19 protein-coding genes and 1 tRNA gene are annotated in these 15,938 nt (G+C 49.4%); 14 read left to right on the top strand and 6 right to left on the bottom strand.

Features of this window, described 5'->3' with window-relative positions:
• Nucleotides 1-287 precede the first annotated feature (287 nt).
• The 3 genes from NG833_RS26905 to NG833_RS26895 form a co-directional block, all read right to left on the bottom strand.
• On the bottom strand, nucleotides 288-950 hold the full coding sequence (locus NG833_RS26905; protein ID WP_254568349.1) for a hypothetical protein: 663 nt from the start codon (nucleotides 948-950) through the stop codon (nucleotides 288-290).
• Between the two features lie 451 nt (nucleotides 951-1,401).
• A complete protein-coding gene (locus tag NG833_RS26900; RefSeq protein ID WP_254568348.1) occupies nucleotides 1,402-2,115 on the bottom strand; it encodes a hypothetical protein in 714 nt (237 codons plus the stop codon).
• Between the two features lie 277 nt (nucleotides 2,116-2,392).
• Entirely contained in the window at nucleotides 2,393-3,328 is a 936-nt protein-coding gene (locus NG833_RS26895; protein ID WP_254568347.1) for a serine hydrolase, read from the bottom strand.
• Between the two features lie 125 nt (nucleotides 3,329-3,453).
• Here NG833_RS26895 and NG833_RS26890 point away from each other — a divergent pair, with 125 nt between their 5' ends.
• The 3 genes from NG833_RS26890 to NG833_RS26880 all read left to right on the top strand — a co-directional run bounded on the left by NG833_RS26890 (nucleotide 3,454) and on the right by NG833_RS26880 (nucleotide 5,823).
• The gene (locus NG833_RS26890; protein ID WP_254568346.1) at nucleotides 3,454-4,179 is read left to right on the top strand and encodes a C40 family peptidase; all 726 of its coding nucleotides are present in this window, start codon (nucleotides 3,454-3,456) and stop codon (nucleotides 4,177-4,179) included.
• 49 nt (nucleotides 4,180-4,228) lie between these two features.
• Complete coding sequence (locus NG833_RS26885; protein WP_254568345.1) at nucleotides 4,229-4,414, top strand: hypothetical protein; 186 nt, start codon at nucleotides 4,229-4,231, stop codon at nucleotides 4,412-4,414.
• A gap of 146 nt (nucleotides 4,415-4,560) precedes the next feature.
• A complete protein-coding gene (locus NG833_RS26880; protein ID WP_254568344.1) occupies nucleotides 4,561-5,823 on the top strand; it encodes an MFS transporter in 1,263 nt (420 codons plus the stop codon).
• A gap of 76 nt (nucleotides 5,824-5,899) precedes the next feature.
• On the opposite strand, the gene NG833_RS26875 is transcribed toward NG833_RS26880, so the two are convergent.
• A tRNA-Arg gene (locus tag NG833_RS26875) sits at nucleotides 5,900-5,973 on the bottom strand.
• Between the two features lie 36 nt (nucleotides 5,974-6,009).
• Between NG833_RS26875 and moaC the strand changes: the two genes are divergently transcribed.
• On the top strand, nucleotides 6,010-6,528 hold the full coding sequence (gene moaC / locus NG833_RS26870; protein WP_254568343.1) for a cyclic pyranopterin monophosphate synthase MoaC: 519 nt from the start codon (nucleotides 6,010-6,012) through the stop codon (nucleotides 6,526-6,528).
• On the opposite strand, the gene NG833_RS26865 is transcribed toward moaC, so the two are convergent.
• The gene (locus NG833_RS26865; RefSeq protein ID WP_254568342.1) at nucleotides 6,525-7,055 is read right to left on the bottom strand and encodes a hypothetical protein; all 531 of its coding nucleotides are present in this window, start codon (nucleotides 7,053-7,055) and stop codon (nucleotides 6,525-6,527) included. The two genes, moaC and NG833_RS26865, sit on opposite strands and share 4 nt — an antisense overlap.
• A gap of 286 nt (nucleotides 7,056-7,341) precedes the next feature.
• On the opposite strand from NG833_RS26865, the gene NG833_RS26860 reads away from it, so the two are divergent.
• From NG833_RS26860 to NG833_RS26820, 9 genes are all read left to right on the top strand, one after another.
• Nucleotides 7,342-7,593, top strand: coding sequence for a 2TM domain-containing protein (locus NG833_RS26860; RefSeq protein ID WP_254568341.1), 252 nt, complete (start codon nucleotides 7,342-7,344; stop codon nucleotides 7,591-7,593).
• A complete protein-coding gene (locus NG833_RS26855; protein ID WP_254568340.1) occupies nucleotides 7,586-7,897 on the top strand; it encodes a DUF3181 family protein in 312 nt (103 codons plus the stop codon). The genes NG833_RS26860 and NG833_RS26855 overlap by 8 nt, the downstream gene beginning before the upstream one ends.
• Before the next feature lie 190 nt (nucleotides 7,898-8,087).
• On the top strand, nucleotides 8,088-8,591 hold the full coding sequence (gene sixA / locus NG833_RS26850) for a phosphohistidine phosphatase SixA (protein ID WP_254568339.1): 504 nt from the start codon (nucleotides 8,088-8,090) through the stop codon (nucleotides 8,589-8,591).
• Nucleotides 8,592-8,841: 250 nt separating this feature from the next.
• Complete coding sequence (locus NG833_RS26845; protein ID WP_254568338.1) at nucleotides 8,842-9,999, top strand: citrate synthase; 1,158 nt, start codon at nucleotides 8,842-8,844, stop codon at nucleotides 9,997-9,999.
• Between the two features lie 563 nt (nucleotides 10,000-10,562).
• Nucleotides 10,563-11,681 (top strand): NADH-quinone oxidoreductase subunit NuoH, encoded by a 1,119-nt coding sequence (gene nuoH / locus NG833_RS26840; protein WP_254568337.1) that lies wholly within the window; start codon nucleotides 10,563-10,565, stop codon nucleotides 11,679-11,681.
• 109 nt (nucleotides 11,682-11,790) lie between these two features.
• Nucleotides 11,791-12,393 (top strand): NAD(P)H-quinone oxidoreductase subunit I, encoded by a 603-nt coding sequence (gene ndhI / locus NG833_RS26835; RefSeq protein WP_015149225.1) that lies wholly within the window; start codon nucleotides 11,791-11,793, stop codon nucleotides 12,391-12,393.
• A gap of 125 nt (nucleotides 12,394-12,518) precedes the next feature.
• A complete protein-coding gene (locus NG833_RS26830; RefSeq protein WP_254568336.1) occupies nucleotides 12,519-13,145 on the top strand; it encodes an NADH-quinone oxidoreductase subunit J in 627 nt (208 codons plus the stop codon).
• A gap of 136 nt (nucleotides 13,146-13,281) precedes the next feature.
• Nucleotides 13,282-13,587: an NADH-quinone oxidoreductase subunit NuoK gene (nuoK, locus tag NG833_RS26825; RefSeq protein ID WP_198017903.1), complete on the top strand. Its 306-nt coding sequence runs from the start codon at nucleotides 13,282-13,284 to the stop codon at nucleotides 13,585-13,587.
• A gap of 328 nt (nucleotides 13,588-13,915) precedes the next feature.
• The gene (locus NG833_RS26820) at nucleotides 13,916-14,836 is read left to right on the top strand and encodes an NAD(+) kinase (RefSeq protein ID WP_254568335.1); all 921 of its coding nucleotides are present in this window, start codon (nucleotides 13,916-13,918) and stop codon (nucleotides 14,834-14,836) included.
• A gap of 407 nt (nucleotides 14,837-15,243) precedes the next feature.
• Here the strand turns inward: NG833_RS26820 and NG833_RS26815 are convergent, their stop codons facing one another.
• Nucleotides 15,244-15,435, bottom strand: a complete 192-nt coding sequence (locus NG833_RS26815; protein WP_254568334.1) for a hypothetical protein — start codon at nucleotides 15,433-15,435, stop codon at nucleotides 15,244-15,246.
• A gap of 21 nt (nucleotides 15,436-15,456) precedes the next feature.
• On the opposite strand from NG833_RS26815, the gene NG833_RS30670 reads away from it, so the two are divergent.
• Nucleotides 15,457-15,579 carry a hypothetical protein gene (locus NG833_RS30670; protein ID WP_256556177.1) on the top strand — a complete coding sequence of 41 codons (123 nt, stop codon included), beginning with the start codon at nucleotides 15,457-15,459 and terminating at the stop codon, nucleotides 15,577-15,579.
• The last annotated feature ends 359 nt before the right edge of the window (nucleotides 15,580-15,938 follow it).

The following is a 15,938-nucleotide window of genomic DNA, read 5'->3' as shown; positions in this document are numbered from 1 at the left end:
CATCCAATACAACTGAAGTTCGTGTGCTTAGAGAAACTCTAAGCACTTTGCGGGATACCGCCTCTGTTACCTTAACGGGTAATAGTGCTGTCGTAGCATTGTCCGGGAAAACCCTGGAAAATGTCGCGTAAATGTATCAGTTAACTCTCGGAAACTCTGAGCAGATCTCAGTGAACTCTGGAGTGGAATGAGTCAGTGTAGAGCAATTTATTTTTACAATCCCCCACAACCTTTGCAAGGCGTGGGGGATTTTTTATTAGGGGTGATTTCGGTAGTGCGATCGCTCCTTACCAGCGATAACCCACGCCGATATAGCCAACCGGGAAGGGCGTTACATCGTCAAAGTAGTACAACCCTGCCCCGATATTGCCACCCGCATACCAGCCATTATCCCACTGATAATCCCCACCAATCGTGGCGTAGGGTAATACCAAAGCAAAGGTTCCTACCCCCCAGGATCCAGTAAACTGCCCGGGAAGCGCCGGTTGAAAGTATTTTTTGTAGGAAACACCGAGTCCCACGTTAATCCCCAGGACGCTATCAATCCCGCGACCGTCCATCCTGACCCAGCCAAAGTTGGGTAGATCAAAACCCGCACTGTAGCGATAATTGGGGAACCGGGCTTGAGCCAGATCCGATGCATTAGGAGATTGCGCTTCGTTGTTTTCCGGAAGGATCGCTGCGCCTCTTACGAAATCTTCTTTATTAAAATCAATCGACAGTTCCAAATCCTCAAGACTGGCGCGTTCAGTTTCTGTGAGTTGTGCTATCCCCGTCTCGCCGTCTTCCTGACTCGGTTGTGCCTCCAGATCCATCGGTCTGTTCATCTCCACACTGGGTTGCTCTGGGAGACTGGGATATTGCGCTGTAGCCGGTAGCGCCTGTTGGATCCCCAACCAGGGTAACACCATTAACGCACTATATCCTGCCCATTTTTTCCTCACACCCATAATAGCCCTCCAAATTCATCAATAACCGTGAATTATTTTGCTTTTTTTGCATGAGTTCGAGTTCAGGTCAAGTGAAATTAACTGGAAATGAATGAGCGATGGAATCCAATGAATTCTTGAGAACCAACTCCTGCGATTTTCCCAATGAATCAGAGTGTTCCCTAACCCGCAAAATCTGCAAAATAAAAGCAAAAACTCTTAGTCATCTGCCATTCCAGGACTAGAATCTAATGACCCAGAAAAGCAGATGCTAAAACATTGCTAATCTAATCCATCCCCCCTCGCGATGCAATCTTCCCTAAGATGTATTTTTGGTGTTGTGTGAACAAAACTTAACAAATAGTAGAGGGGGGAATACTGCACATTGAACGAATATGGAGGGAATATGGAGGGAAAGGGCGATCGCTAATCCGATAACGAACCTATCCCAAAGGGTTTACAGCAGAGACATTTAGAACCGATACCCTCCGCCCACAAAGATCCCGACTTCAACCTCCTCAACATATCCCACATTTAAGGCAGCATTGGCGACAAATCGGTCAAATAAGACTCGATCAATTCCCACGGTGCCAAAAAATCCAATAAAATTATCCTCATCCGTAGAAAGCGCAATGCCACTGCCAATATAAGGTGCAAGATCGACTTGTAAGGTATCTTCCGTAGCCGCAAAGGGAAAGTCAATGGTAACCGGAACCATCAGCATCAAATGTTCGCCAAACAAGAGGGAAGGACGCACAGAAACTTGCTCCGCGAGGCCAATTTTACTCGTCAAGGCAAAACTTCCCCGTCCCAAAGGACTCGCATCCTCACTCAAGCCAATATTAATGGCAGCACCGAGATAGTTACCCACCCCCCGACTGGTTCGACCCAGTTCGATATCGTTATCTCGTTGAGCCAAAATCGGATTATTTTCCGCTTCAGCCGTAGAGGTTTGGGGAACGGTTTGCGGGTCGGAAATCATGAAATAATGCGGGGCGGCAATTGCTGTAGTTCCCGTCAATAATTCCGCAAAATTCCCCGATTCAGCCGCGAGTACCGGGGGTGAATTGACCGCTTCAGACTGGATCTCCCATGAGAGTGGTCCAAAAGAGGTATTCTCTGGCCACTGAGCGATCGCCCTTAACCCCCATTCCCTAGGCACATCACCCGAGAATGATTCGGCCATCGCTTTTTTTGGACCACCCCCACCACCGAGAGCAATCAAACCGAATAGAAAAACACCAGTTGCGATCGATACAAACTTCACAGTTACTCCTAATAAATACTTCAATGTTAAATGGGGGAATAGTTTATGCTGAAAAGCAGAATTCAGCCTGGACCGATGAGTCGCCCTGGGTCAGCACACCCATCCAGAAACGAACACCAGGCCAAATCGAGGCGATCGCCTAGCGCTTTCGCCCAGAAAATCCTCACCCCCACAAACCGCCAAAACCAGGCCAGTTTTACAGCGAACCCACCGCACTGGCCACTTGCTGGGAAACAAAGGGCAAAATGGCTTCATTTTTGCTGTGTGCCTTACCTTCAGTAAAGACCACCAATAAATAAGGGCGCTGTCCCGGTAATTCAATATAAGCCGCATCGTGGCGGACCGTACTGGTTAAACCCGCCTTAGACCAAATCCGAGTTTGGCGATCGACACCCGCACCCAAAAACCCCGTGACTTGATTTTCCGGGTCCTCCGCCAAGTCCTCGGGTTCTAGCGATCGCTTCATTAACTTCATCATCGCCGTGGTGGCCTTCGCTGAAACCGCCACCCCACCGACAATACTATGCAACAGGCGTGCCGTCGCATTCGTGGTCAGCATATTGCGATTTTCCATTAACTCTCCCAGGAAAACCCGCTCCCGACCATAAGCCCCATCACACCAGGTTTTGTGATTGACATTAATCGATTCCAATTCCGGCCATCCCAAAGACTGAAAGTAGCGATTCACTAAATTGCGCTGATGCTTCCAACTTTCAAACGGTCCCGGGGACAATTCTGGGCCACTGGTGGTTCCGGTTAACACATCCACCACCAGACTCGTAGCATCATTACTGGAGTCCACAATCATATCTCGGATGGCCCGTTCTAACTCCGGGGAAGTCTGAATCATCTCTTTGTCCATCCATTCATAGACCGCGACGAGATAGAACAGCTTGACCACACTTGCCGGATAAATCCGTTCCACGCCGCGATAGTTAAATCCGCGCACGGGATGGTCCCAAAACGCATCGGGACTCAGGGCACCGCCGGTATTGACCGATACAGGCGGGTCATAAACCACCCAAGTCATGGCCAGTTGGTTGCGGTTTAATTGGGGGAATTGCTCCCAGGTGGCCGCTAAAATGCGATCGCCTAAGTTTTCGAGTTGCTCGTCTTTGCGGAAAAATGTCATGGTTCTCTCTGAGGTTGTGTAATTCAAAAGTTAGAAGTCAGAATCAATTATTCTGTTTTCTAGAGACTTTCCGGCTGCTGTCGCCTTACTGTGCCTTCTTCTATTGCTGCATTTATTTATAAACTATGGTCTTGGTAAGTCAGCTTCAATTTAATCTAGCTTCTAAAGGGTCCGATGCACCGCAATATCGATGTCGAGTCAGTCTCAATCTCTATGATTCCCCCCAGTGCGAGGCCCTGGCAACCCAAGCATCCGAAGGCCGTCTGCTGAGAATTGACCTGGCTCCGACGGAGGGGGCCGTGGGGGTCAAGTTATGTGAAGATGATTATCCCGGATGGCTGGCACTTACGGATTTGGAGAATTTGGAATTAGCCGAGTCCCCTTACGAGGCGATCGCCCGGGACCGCACCCAGATAGAACCCCAAATCCCCGCCATCATTGCCTTTACCCACCAAGCCATGAGCGTCCCCAATGAGTACCTCTGGGGAGGAACCGTCGCCCCCAATTACGACTGTTCTGGATTAATGCAGGCCGCTTTCCGGACCGCTCAAGTTTGGTTACCTCGGGATGCCTATCAACAGGAAGCCTTTACCCAACCCATTCCCCTGGACGAATTGCAGTCGGGAGATCTCGTCTTTTTCGGAACCCCAGAAAAAGCCACCCATGTGGGTCTTTATCTCGGGGAGGGTCGTTATATTCACAGTTCTGGGAAAAAAGGAGGGCGCAACGGCATCGGCATCGATGTCCTCGCAGAAAACAACGATGATCCCGTCAGTCGTAACTATTATCAACAACTCCGAGGTGCAGGGCGAGTTTTAAAAAGTTATTTGCCTAAAGACTCGGAAACCTAAAGCGTCGAAATCTTAACATTGTTTAACAAACTGCGGAAAAATCAGTAGCATGAAAGAGGGGGGCGGCAGATTGCGGCCTCCTCGGGCATCGGGACAGGATGATACGGAATCCTATTTTCAAAGGTCTATAAAAACCCCGCAGGCTGAAACCTGGGGCTATACGGACGAAGCGGTGCCTGCGCGGGCTCAAGAGAAAATCGACTTGAGACAACCGGATTTGGCATCAAACACCTAATTTTACTCTTCAGCCTGCGAAGGCAGGCTTCGTCCGTGTAGCCCCAGGCTTGAGCCTGCGGGGTTTTTACCCCCTGGGTCTTCCCGTTACTGGACCCATGCCCTAGCTCACTCATTTGTTGCAGTGGAAGAAAAGGAACCAAGGTTTTGAAGGTATTTTTAGAGATAGAGCCGCAGCGTCGCCAGAGCCTGTTGGGATTATTTGCGGCAGGCTTATTATTTTGGGCTTCTCTGGCTTCATTGCTGCCCACACTGCCGCTTTATGTCGAGCATATCGGGGGGACGAAAGGACAAATCGGGTTGGTGATGGGGGCATTTGCCCTGGGTTTACTGCCCTCCCGGCCTTGGTTAGGACCCCTAAGCGATCGCCGGGGTCGCAAAATCGTGTTACGGTTGGGAACGGCGGTGGCGACGATCGCCCCGTTAGGATATCTCTTCGTCGATTCCATTCCCCTATTGATGGGATTACGGGCGTTTCACGGCATTAGTGTCGCAGCTTTTACCACCGCTTACAGTGCCTTAATCACCGATTTAGCCCCCGATCGCAATCGAGGCGAATTAATTGGCTATATGAGTTTGGTCAATCCTTTAGGTGTTGCCATTGGACCCGCCCTCGGAGGGTTTTTACTGGAATCTGCCGGTTACCCGCCCCTCTTTGTCATGGCATTTGGATTGGGACTGCTCAGTTTCCTGTTGCTCTATTTCGTCAGTGAACCTTTGCGGGAAGATTTAACCTCCCAAGCACTTGGCAAAGACTCGGGAAATTCCAGCGCCCCAGCGGATTCATTTTGGCGGCTGTTATGGAGTCCTCGCGTCCGGATTCCCTCCCTAGTGATGCTGCAAATCGGGTTAGTCTTTGGATCGGTGGCGACTTTTGTCCCCTTGTTTATTAAGGAGACAGTCAGTGATTTTAATCCCGGATGGTTTTATACCGCAGCAGCTATTGTTAGTTTTAGTATGCGTCTGCTCACGGGTCGCGCCTCGGACCGTTACGGACGGGGATTATTTATCTCCGGGGGTTTGGTGGCCTACTGTCTGGCAATGCTCCTGCTATGGACGGCCCAGGATAGCCGGGATTTTTTACTGGCTGGGGCGGTAGAAGGATGTGGTGCGGGAACGTTTTTACCGATGATGGTGGCCCTGGTTGCCGATCGCTGTGCACCCCAGGAACGGGGGCGGTTGTTTGCGATGTGTATTGGCGGGTTTGATTTGGGGATCGCTTTGGCGGGGCCGATTTTGGGGGTGCTGGCGGAAGATTTAGGCTATCGAAATATTTTTGCGATCGCCTCGGTGATGGCCTTCGTAGCTTTAGGGATTTTTCTCACCCAGTCCAATATGAATTTACGCCACTCGGTGAAGTTTGCCCTTGGTCGCGATCGCGACCTGTATGCCCTGCAAAAATCATCCTGAGCCAAAGCCAAAAAATTTTGGGTGCTGAATTAGATAGCTCTAACTAAGCACCCAAAATTTGTTTAGATTATAAAAACGGGCTAGGAGGGATTCGAACCCCCGACACCGTGGTCCGTAGCCACGTGCTCTAGTCCACTGAGCTACAAGCCCTTACCGCTTAATAATACTAACACAGGCTTTTGGAAAATGAAACCCCCTTTTCAAAAAAATTCTGAAAATTCCCCAAACCCTTATCAGTTAAGTCATTTGGACGCTGAAGGACAAGCGCGAATGGTGGATGTGTCGGAAAAAGCAGTCACCCATCGGCAGGCGATCGCCTCGGGAGAGGTCCGGATGGATCGGGCCACGTTTGACCAGATTCAAGCCGGGAATGCACCCAAGGGAGATGTCTTAGGGACAGCGAGACTGGCGGGAATTTTAGGAGCCAAACAAACCTCGGGGTTGATTCCGTTGTGTCATCCCCTACCCTTGCACAAAATTGATGTAGAGATTTTGCCCGACGAGGAGCTTCCCGGATATCGGATTCTCGCCGAAGTCAGGACCAAAGCGGAAACGGGGGTAGAAATGGAAGCCTTAACGGCAGTCTCGGTGGCGGCACTGACCCTCTATGACATGGCAAAAGCGTTATCCAAGGCGATCGCCATTGAAAGCATCCGCCTAGAGAGCAAAACAGGGGGGAAATCGGGAGACTATCAAGCGGATTAAAACGCTTTGGGGGTGGCATAGGGTTTGAGGACCTGCTCACCCAGGGTTACTAGCTGCTGGGACCCCTCAATCATCAACAAATACCCACCCTGGCGGAGATGATGATGATAAACGCCTACGGTGGAACCCTCGCCCAAAAAGCCAATTAATCCGCCTACCATTCCTCCCAAAACAGCGGCGATCGCCACCCCCCCCGGAATCAGCAGCAGGGAGTTAAAACCCAGGGGGTTAATCAGTCCCAGGTGCAAAGCCAAAACCAATGCCGAACCCACTAGGAACCCCATTGTGGCAAACACCATCAAAAAACGGCGAGCTTGGTGCAGCGCAATTTGCATCGGTTCTAATAAACCCACACGAGCCGGAGAACTGTACCCTTGACCGACAATCGCCAGATGCTCCGGGGAAATCCCGTGATACTGTAAGAGGCGATAGGCATCAAAAGTCGCTGCTTCATTAGCTAAAGGAATGATGGCCAGAGAGGTCTGGCGATTGCGAGAATGTTGGCGGAGTAAGCGCGAAGGAATCACAGAGCTGCTGGGGGTGTTGGGGTGGTGAAGGTTGATACTTGCATTTTATCCTGTGTTTTTTGAACTAAGACTGGGGAAAGAATCTTCTTGCTGACTGGGAATAGGGCAATTCGTCCAGTAATCCCTCCGGGAACGGGATGGAACAGGGGCCTATGTTTGAAGCTTGTTAACAAATCTTGGCTAAAAACCGATGACCTACAACTGCGAGGTAGCGAAGACTTACAATTTTAAAAGTACAAGCCCGGGCCAAAACCCGAGCAACTTCATTTAAAAAGAAAGGTAATCTATGCCACCTCGTTGGCCTCGTCAACCCGATCGCAGCGAACCCGATTACCGGAAACTCGACGATCGCATGAATTTCGCCCTCCATGTCGCCCTATTTGCAGCGAGCAATTCCGGCCTCTGGTTTTTCCGGTCCTGGCAATCTCCCCCCTGGCCCTGGACCCCTTGGCTCACCAGCGCTTGGCTATTGCTGTTAATCGCTCATGGGGTTTATATTTTCGCAATTGCAAATTATTCTGAAGAATCTAATGGCTAATTCCAGTAACACTGAAAAAATAGAAGCCCTGGCTGCTCAAATTGCCGATCGCGTTTATATCGATGTCGCCAAATGGCGGCTGCGTTTAGATGACGCTCATCTGCACACCCTCCTTGCTGAACAACTCTATCCGTTAGTCAGCGAAAATGCAGCCATCAATGAATCCGACGTGAGCAAAGTGCTCGCCGGAATCAATGTCAATCTCGGTGGAGGACGGCGACAAATTCCTCTCATCGATCTGATTCCCACCGGGGAACAAATGGACCTCCTCCGTATTTTAGAAGAGTTTCAGCGCGAACTTTAGTCCTTGGGCATCGATCGACACCACTAGAACCCGATTCCACAAGCGCTTTAATCCAAGTGGAGCGCTTGAGGAAAACATCCCTCGGGGGCATTTTTGGCCCCTGGGTCAGTTTCTGATCTGGGCAGTATTTCTCAGGTCCAGATTAGGGTTTAGCCATCCAGAATCCAGCCTCACCCGGAAAATGAGATTCATGAAAACACCCTCTAAAGTTTATTTGATCCGGCACGGGATCGCCGAAAACCGGGTAGACAATGCCCCAGATGAGAAGCGCCAGCTTACTAAAGAGGGAGTTCAAAAAACCCGAAAAGTAGCCAACCGTCTCCATCATTTGAATATTCATTTTGATCTGATTTTGACCAGTCCTCTGCTCAGAGCAAGGCAAACGGCTGAGATTCTCCAAACTGCTGGTCTCGGTCATAAGATTAAAGAGTCTACTTCCCTGGTCCCGAATGGGGATATCAATAACTGGTTGAACTGGTATCAGCAATGGCGTCAAAATGGCGGGCATTGTTTGGCTCTCGTGGGACATCAGCCAGATCAGGGCAACTGGGCGGAAATTTTGGTTTGGGGATCACCCAAAGAAGGACTGATCCTCAAAAAAGCTGGCGTAATTGGTTTGGTCCTCCCCGAAACAGGGGATCCCGTGGGAAATAGTTCCCTATTTTGGCTGACCTCCCCCAAATTATTGCTATAAATTGATTGGCGATTGGCGATCGGTTATGGGGAACCTAAATCAACAATTCATAACGAATCAGTCCTCAGTCCGAGGACTGGATTGCTGCAATAAAAGCGCTGAAACCATTGAAATTCAAACCTTTTATCCCCTTAAGTGCAGCGGATTTTGAGGGGGGTACTCCATAAAGGATTTTTGGAAAAGCAAGAACAGTCCAAGCAGATCTGATAAGTTAGCTTGAGGATATTTAATTACAGCGAAGGCTAAACCTATGACTGTCGCGGACGAACTAAAGACCGGTTTTGAATTTAAGCCCGGGTTAGAAGGCGTTCCGGTCACCCTATCCAGCATCAGTTTCGTGGATGGGAAGAAAGGAATTTTGGAATATCGTAATATTCCCATTGAAGAACTGGCCCTCAAAAGCACCTTTCTGGAAACCTCCTATTTATTGATCTGGGGCGAACTCCCAACCCAAACCGAACTGGATGCATTTGAGAAGGAAATTCGCTACCACCGCCGCATTAAATATCGCATTCGGGACATGATGAAATGTTTTCCCGAAAGCGGTCACCCGATGGACGCCCTGCAAGCCTCAGCTGCAGCCCTTGGCTTATTCTATTCCCGTCGGGCTTTAGACGATCCAGCTTATATTCGCGCGGCTGCGGTCCGGTTGTTGGCAAAAATTCCCACAATGGTGGCGGCATTCCAAATGATGCGGAAAGGGAATGACCCGATTCAACCTCGGGACGATCTCGATTATTCGGCCAACTTTTTGCATATGTTGACCGAACAAGAACCCGATCCCCTAGAGGCTCGTGTGTTCGACATCTGCCTGACGCTTCATGCAGAACATACCATCAATGCTTCGACATTTTCGGCAAGGGTAACGGCTTCTACCTTGACGGACCCCTACGCGGTGGTGGCTTCAGCGGTGGGAACCCTGGCCGGTCCTTTACATGGGGGGGCCAATGAAGAAGTGATCGAGATGCTTGAGAAAATTGGCTCGGTTGAAAATGTCCGACCCTACATTGAAAACTGTATCAACACCAAATCTAAGATTATGGGGTTCGGTCACCGGGTCTACAAAGTCAAGGATCCCCGAGCGATTATCCTGCAAAACCTCGCTGAACAATTGTTCGAGAAGTTTGGCCGGGATAATTATTATGACATTGCCGTAGAGCTGGAGCGAGTGGTGGAGGAAAAACTCGCTCACAAAGGCATTTATGCCAATGTGGACTTTTACTCGGGTCTGGTTTATCGGAAGTTGGGGATTCCTACGGATTTGTTTACGCCGATCTTTGCGATTTCCCGGGTGGCGGGTTGGTTGGCGCACTGGAAAGAGCAACTGGGGGAAAACCGGATTTACCGTCCGACCCAAATTTATACCGGAACTCATAACGCACCTTATATTCCGATCGCCGAACGTTAACGCGATCGCGACGGAATTAGGTCGAGTCTGGACTGGAGGGACCCCTATCTCCGGGTTAAATCCATCTAGCCGCGATCGGCACAATAGCCCTTAGATTCTTATAATCTGAGGGTTTTTTGTTGGATAATTCTCTGCAAAAATAACAGACCCAAAAAACCCCACACCCTCAAGGGTGGGGCTACACGAACGAAGCCCGCCTACGCGGGCTAAGAAAGAAAATCGAGTTGATACCAAATCCGGTTGTGAAAGACCTATTTTACTCTTCAGCCCGCGCAGGCGGGCTTCGTCTGTGTAGCCCCACCCTTGAGGGTGCGGGTTTTTATAGACCCCTGAAAACCGGATTCCATCTCAAATCCTTGCCCACCCCGATTAGAATCAACCTGATGGCGATCGCTCCAATGGCGATCCCCTCCCAACCCTTTCTCTCCTGTCCCGGGAAAGCAAACCACAACCCTAAACACTGAAACTCAAGCCTCTCCCAGAGTTCTGGCGTCCATCGAGCGTTATACTGTTATTGCATTTAACCGAGTCGTAAAAAATCTTCACACTCTCAATTAGGAAGCATGAACTCAGGTATAGACCTACAAGGAAGTTTTATAAAAGCGCTCGCAGATTTGGGCCTTCCAGCGGGAGCCGCAAAAGCCATCTGGATGCCAATTCCGATGGTGCTCATGCTAGTTGTCGCAACAGTTGGCGTACTCGTAACCGTCTGGCTAGAGCGAAAAATTTCTGCGGCGGTCCAACAGCGCATCGGCCCAGAATACATCGGCCCCTTGGGAATCTTAGCCCCTGCCGCCGATGGTCTCAAACTCTTGTTCAAAGAGGATATCCTGCCAGCCAAAGCTGACCCCATCCTCTTTACCCTCGGGCCAGTCCTGGTGGTAGTCCCCGTGTTCGCTTCCTTCCTGATTGTCCCCTTCGGACAAAATCTGATCATTAGCGATGTCGGGGTAGCCATCTTTTTATGGATTTCCCTTTCCAGCATTCAGCCGATCGGCTTGCTGATGGCAGGCTATGCCTCCAATAACAAATACTCTCTGATCGGTGGATTGCGCGCAGCAGCCCAGTCCATCAGTTATGAAATTCCCCTCGCCCTGAGTGTACTGGCGGTGGTGATGATGTCCAACAGCCTAAGCACCCTGGACATTGTGGAACAGCAATCCAGCTATGGCATCCTCAGTTGGAACGTCTGGCGTCAACCCCTCGGCTTTATCATCTTCTGGATTGCAGCCCTGGCGGAATGCGAACGCTTACCCTTTGACCTCCCTGAAGCTGAAGAAGAAATCGTCGCCGGATATCAAACCGAATATTCCGGCATGAAATTCGCCCTGTTCTACTTGGGTTCCTACGTCAACCTTGTGCTTTCCGCACTCCTAATCGCCGTGCTCTATCTGGGGGGCTGGGAATCACCGATCCCTGTAGAACTCCTAGGACAGTGGCTGGGTGTCAGCGAAACCACCCCTTGGTTGCAAGTGATTACCGCAACCCTGGGGATCACCATGACCCTGCTCAAGGCTTATTTCTTTGTGTTCCTGGCCATTCTGATGCGCTGGACTTTACCCCGCGTTCGCATTGACCAACTTCTCGATTTAGGGTGGAAATTCCTGCTGCCCGTTTCTCTGGTCAATCTGCTCTTAACTGCCGCCTTAAAGTTGGCATTTCCCGTTGCCTTTGGTGGGTAAGCGGGCTTCCTTTCGTTCAAAAACTGCCCAGTTATTGAGCGATCGGTTCCTTTCATCTTGACTTCAGGTCACCACTCCCTATCACCTAGCAGTCATCGCCGAGAACACTATGCTCAAATTCCTTAACCAAGTTAGCAACTACGCCAAAGAAACCGTTCAAGCGGCCAAATATATCGGTCAAGGACTCTCCGTGACCTTTGACCATATGCGCCGTCGCCCAGTTACGGTGCAATATCCCTACGAAAAATTGATTCCTTCCGAACGCTATCGGGGTCGGATTCACTTTGAATTTGATAAGTGCATTTCCTGCGAAGTGTGCGTCCGCGTTTGTCCGATTAACCTGCCCGTGGTGGATTGGGAATTCAACAAAGAGACCAAAAAGAAACAGCTCAAACACTACAGTATTGACTTCGGCGTTTGTATTTTCTGCGCCAACTGTGTAGAATACTGTCCGACCAATTGTCTCTCCGCGACGGAAGAATACGAACTTTCAACTTACGATCGCCACGAATTAAATTTTGATAACGTGGCAATGGGACGCTTACCTTACAAAGTCACTGACGATCCAATGGTGACTCCCCTCAGAGAACTCGCCTATCTACCCAAAGGCGTGATCTCTCCCCATGATTTGCCCCCGAACTCTCGTCGTGCCGGTCTGCGTCCCGAAGAAATTCGAGAACAAATGGAACAAGAACAATCCACAGAAAAATAGGGTGAATTTGTCACAAAATCCTAGGGGATAATTTCACTTACCAATGAATCATGGCCCAAAACCAATGACCCCCGACAAATGACCCCTGATAAAGCACAAAGGACAAAGAACAAAGGACAAATACAGTGAATTTAGCGGAAGGCGTTCAGATAGTTTCGTTTGGCCTGCTGGCCGTGATGATGATAGGAGCAGCCTTGGGTGTCGTCCTCCTATCTCAGGTCGTTTATTCGGCCTTTCTATTAGGCGGTGTGTTTATCAGCATGGCCGGTTTGTATCTGTTGCTCAATGCTGATTTTGTAGCAGCGGCCCAGATTTTGATTTATGTCGGTGCCGTTAACGTGCTGATTTTGTTTGCCATCATGTTGGTTAACAAACAGGAGGATTTTACCAACCTTCCCAATTACTGGATCCGTCGCGGAGCAACCGCAGTCGTCGCTTTGGGATTATTCGCGCTGTTAAGCACGATGGTCCTCTCCACTCCTTGGGCAGTGACCCCCACTGTAGCAACTGCGGAAAATACAGTTGTGCAGATTGGAGAACATTTATTCAGCGATTTTTTACTGCCGTTTGAATTGGCCTCGGTCCTGTTATTGATGGCAATGGTTGGCGCAATTATTTTGGCCCGTCGGGATTTGATTCCTACCGAGCGAAAAGCCCAACTCGATTCAGCCGAACTGGATTTGAAGTTGCCGGAACGTCCCCGTGAACCCGTCCCGGCTCTCGGGGGAAATCGGGTAAAAACCCAGAAATGAAAAGGGTAAAAGGACATAAAATGTTGTGAACTAACGTTCTGAACTAACGGTGTGAACTTTTACCGTTTTAAGGGGTAAATTTCCTTGCCCCTTAATCATTCAAAAGCTAGTAAGATACTGATGAGGATTAATGGAACTGCAACTCGAATACTTTTTAGTTTTGGCAGCCGCCTTGTTCTGCATTGGCATTTATGGCTTGATTACCAGTCGCAACGCCGTCCGTGTGTTGATGTCGATTGAGCTCTTGTTAAATGCAGTGAATTTGAATTTAATCGCCTTTTCTAATTTCCTAGACTCCGCTACAATTAAGGGTCAGGTTTTTGGCGTGTTTGTGATTACGGTGGCGGCGGCGGAAGCGGCAGTGGGTTTGGCGATCGTCCTGGCTATCTATCGCAACCGGGATACGGTGGATATGGAGCAGTTCAATCTCCTGAAATGGTAAGAAGAGTCTGAAGTCATGAGGCTCTGACTCTATTAAACCGGGTTTTTTAAAAAAGACCCGGTTTCTAATTTTTAGGTGAGGCGGTTTAGGGCGGCTATTCAGTTTCGGTGGAATGGTGCAATCCGCATCATCAGGGAGGATATTCCCAGGAGATTTAGAGGTGAGGGGCTTCGAGAACAAGAGTCAGGATAGAGTTCCACCCAGGGGCGATGAATCGTTCGCTCAAGGGTGATAAACCGTAGGAATTCGTACAATAACTGATGGGTTGACTGGATACACTGATGAATGCCCAGAAAAGAATATAAAACGGTTAGGGGGTTAGTCTCAAGTGCAGCTTAAAAATGCCATTATTGCTCATAAAGCCGGGGATGACCTCTCGCGGCGGTGGGCCGATCGATGCGCTCGGGAGTTGGAACATCGCGGGTGTCATGTTTTGGTGGGACCCAGTGGGTCTAAAGATAATCCCTATCCGGTGTTTTTGGCGTCCTCGACCAGTCAAATTGATTTGGCTGTGGTGTTTGGGGGGGATGGGACGGCCCTAGCAGCGGCTCGACAACTGGCTCCGGAGGGAATTCCGATGTTGGCGGTCAATGTGGGCGGGCATCTGGGGTTTATTACGGAACATTTTGAGGAGTTTAAAGATACGGAACGAGTTTGGGATCGCTTGTTCGAGGACCGCTATGCGATTCAACGCCGGATGATGCTCCAAGGACGGGTTTATGAGGGGCATCATACGAATATGAAACCGGCGAGCGATCGCTTTTTGGCTTTAAATGAAATGTGTGTTAAACCGGCAGCAGCGGACCGGATGATCACCTCGATTCTGGAAATGGAAATTGATGGGGAGGTGGTGGATCAGTATCAAGGGGATGGTCTGATTGTGGCAACCCCTACGGGTTCAACCTGCTATACGGTTTCGGCGAATGGCCCGATTATGCATGATGGGATGGAGGCGATCGCTGTAACTCCGATTTGTCCTTTAAGTTTGTCCAGTCGTCCGATTGTTTTACCCCCAGGAGCCGTGGTCAGTATTTGGCCTTTAGCAGACCCGGATTTGAGTACGAAGTTATGGATGGATGGGGTAATGGCTACCTCAATTTGGCCGGGACATCGGGTGGATGTCCGGATGGCAGATTGTCGCGCTAAGTTTATTATTTTACAGGAAAATTATTCCTATTATCAGACCTTACGGGAAAAGTTACAATGGGCAGGAGCGAGGATTAAATATAATAATAATCACCGCCATTAAATCATACAAAAAATCAGGCGATCGCCTCAAAACCCCGGGGAAGGGAGGGGATTAAAAGAGGCGATAAGCTGAGTTTTTTGAATAATCCCAATTCAGTTTTTCAAAAAGTTTGTGCCGCCGGAAAATCTTAACCCTGAATTTTCAAGAGGTCTCGGGTTGATTGCTCCGGCAGTTCCAACAGTTTTAAACCAGAATGTAGGGTTGAAACGGACAAGGTTAAGGATCAAGCATAATCCGAGATTTCCCTCTCAGTGGGAGTGATTCGACCCAATTGATTGATCATGCTTTTGACTCGCTTTGGCCGAGTTGGATCAGACCCCCATTGGGGCGATCGCATCAGGTGATTGTCCTTTTAGGCTCCCAATCCGGAAACCCTTGTCTAATCTAGCTCTTGGCATTCCCTTCGCCTAATTTTTCTGCTCCGAGGCGATCGGATCGGACAAGGGTGAGCAGAGGAGTTCCGGGTGGCATCCGCTGGGGTCACTACAAACTGGAGGCACCTGATAATCACATAAAATTAAGGGTTGAGATTTAATTTGTACAGCCGCTATTAGGGTTACAGATAAACCCATGATGCTCATCCAAAACAGCCGGTTCATAAACGTTTCACTCCACAGCCGATGACTGCTGGATTATTCGGCTGCTGTAGTGGGATTTCCGAAGGATGCGATCGCCTGAATTTCAACAATCTGCTCAGACTGTCCTCGCCCTGGATCCAAACCGGACCCGGCCAAAACAACTGAATTGTGTATTTTAAGCTACAGCACCTCTGGGCAAGGGTGATTATATTGAATTTCTAACAGACTTAATAGAATTAGATAGGCCGACAGGTCTTTTTAGTAAATAAATATAAAAGGCAATCCCGCCAGAACAACTCTGGCGGGATTGTTGTTTTTCGAGGGGGGTGATTAACTGGGTTAGGGGACCCGACCCGCTTTCTAGCCGAATGGGTTGCTAAGGGTCACAGATGGGGGAAAGAAACTGAGTTTTTTAACTAGGTTTGGGGACTAGAAAACGGGTTTCTGGCCGAATGGGTTACTAAGGGGATTGCAAAATATAAATCCTCCAAACGTTCAATTGAAAGGAAGGTGTGTGTAGGGGC

It is taken from the genome of Oscillatoria sp. HE19RPO (genome assembly GCF_024220515.1).
In the GTDB taxonomy this organism is placed as follows: domain Bacteria; phylum Cyanobacteriota; class Cyanobacteriia; order Cyanobacteriales; family Laspinemataceae; genus Laspinema.
The sequence above is the reverse complement of the archived record's forward strand: the minus strand, read 5'-3'. Positions and strand labels throughout refer to the sequence as shown.

What these genes read in the sequence shown, in the direction of transcription:
- NG833_RS26855 (WP_254568340.1), top strand. Translation starts at nt 7,586, where the DNA reads ATGGCTAATTCCAGTAACACTGAAAAAATAGAAGCCCTGGCTGCTCAA.
- sixA (WP_254568339.1), top strand. Translation starts at nt 8,088, where the DNA reads ATGAAAACACCCTCTAAAGTTTATTTGATCCGGCACGGGATCGCCGAA.
- NG833_RS26815 (WP_254568334.1), bottom strand. Translation starts at nt 15,435, where the DNA reads ATGAACCGGCTGTTTTGGATGAGCATCATGGGTTTATCTGTAACCCTA.
- NG833_RS26890 (WP_254568346.1), top strand. Translation starts at nt 3,454, where the DNA reads ATGGTCTTGGTAAGTCAGCTTCAATTTAATCTAGCTTCTAAAGGGTCC.
- NG833_RS26895 (WP_254568347.1), bottom strand. Translation starts at nt 3,328, where the DNA reads ATGACATTTTTCCGCAAAGACGAGCAACTCGAAAACTTAGGCGATCGC.
- NG833_RS26905 (WP_254568349.1), bottom strand. Translation starts at nt 950, where the DNA reads ATGGGTGTGAGGAAAAAATGGGCAGGATATAGTGCGTTAATGGTGTTA.
- NG833_RS26900 (WP_254568348.1), bottom strand. Translation starts at nt 2,115, where the DNA reads ATGGCCGAATCATTCTCGGGTGATGTGCCTAGGGAATGGGGGTTAAGG.
- nuoH (WP_254568337.1), top strand. Translation starts at nt 10,563, where the DNA reads ATGAACTCAGGTATAGACCTACAAGGAAGTTTTATAAAAGCGCTCGCA.
- NG833_RS26845 (WP_254568338.1), top strand. Translation starts at nt 8,842, where the DNA reads ATGACTGTCGCGGACGAACTAAAGACCGGTTTTGAATTTAAGCCCGGG.
- NG833_RS30670 (WP_256556177.1), top strand. Translation starts at nt 15,457, where the DNA reads ATGACTGCTGGATTATTCGGCTGCTGTAGTGGGATTTCCGAAGGATGC.
- moaC (WP_254568343.1), top strand. Translation starts at nt 6,010, where the DNA reads ATGAAACCCCCTTTTCAAAAAAATTCTGAAAATTCCCCAAACCCTTAT.
- NG833_RS26860 (WP_254568341.1), top strand. Translation starts at nt 7,342, where the DNA reads ATGCCACCTCGTTGGCCTCGTCAACCCGATCGCAGCGAACCCGATTAC.
- NG833_RS26885 (WP_254568345.1), top strand. Translation starts at nt 4,229, where the DNA reads ATGAAAGAGGGGGGCGGCAGATTGCGGCCTCCTCGGGCATCGGGACAG.
- ndhI (WP_015149225.1), top strand. Translation starts at nt 11,791, where the DNA reads ATGCTCAAATTCCTTAACCAAGTTAGCAACTACGCCAAAGAAACCGTT.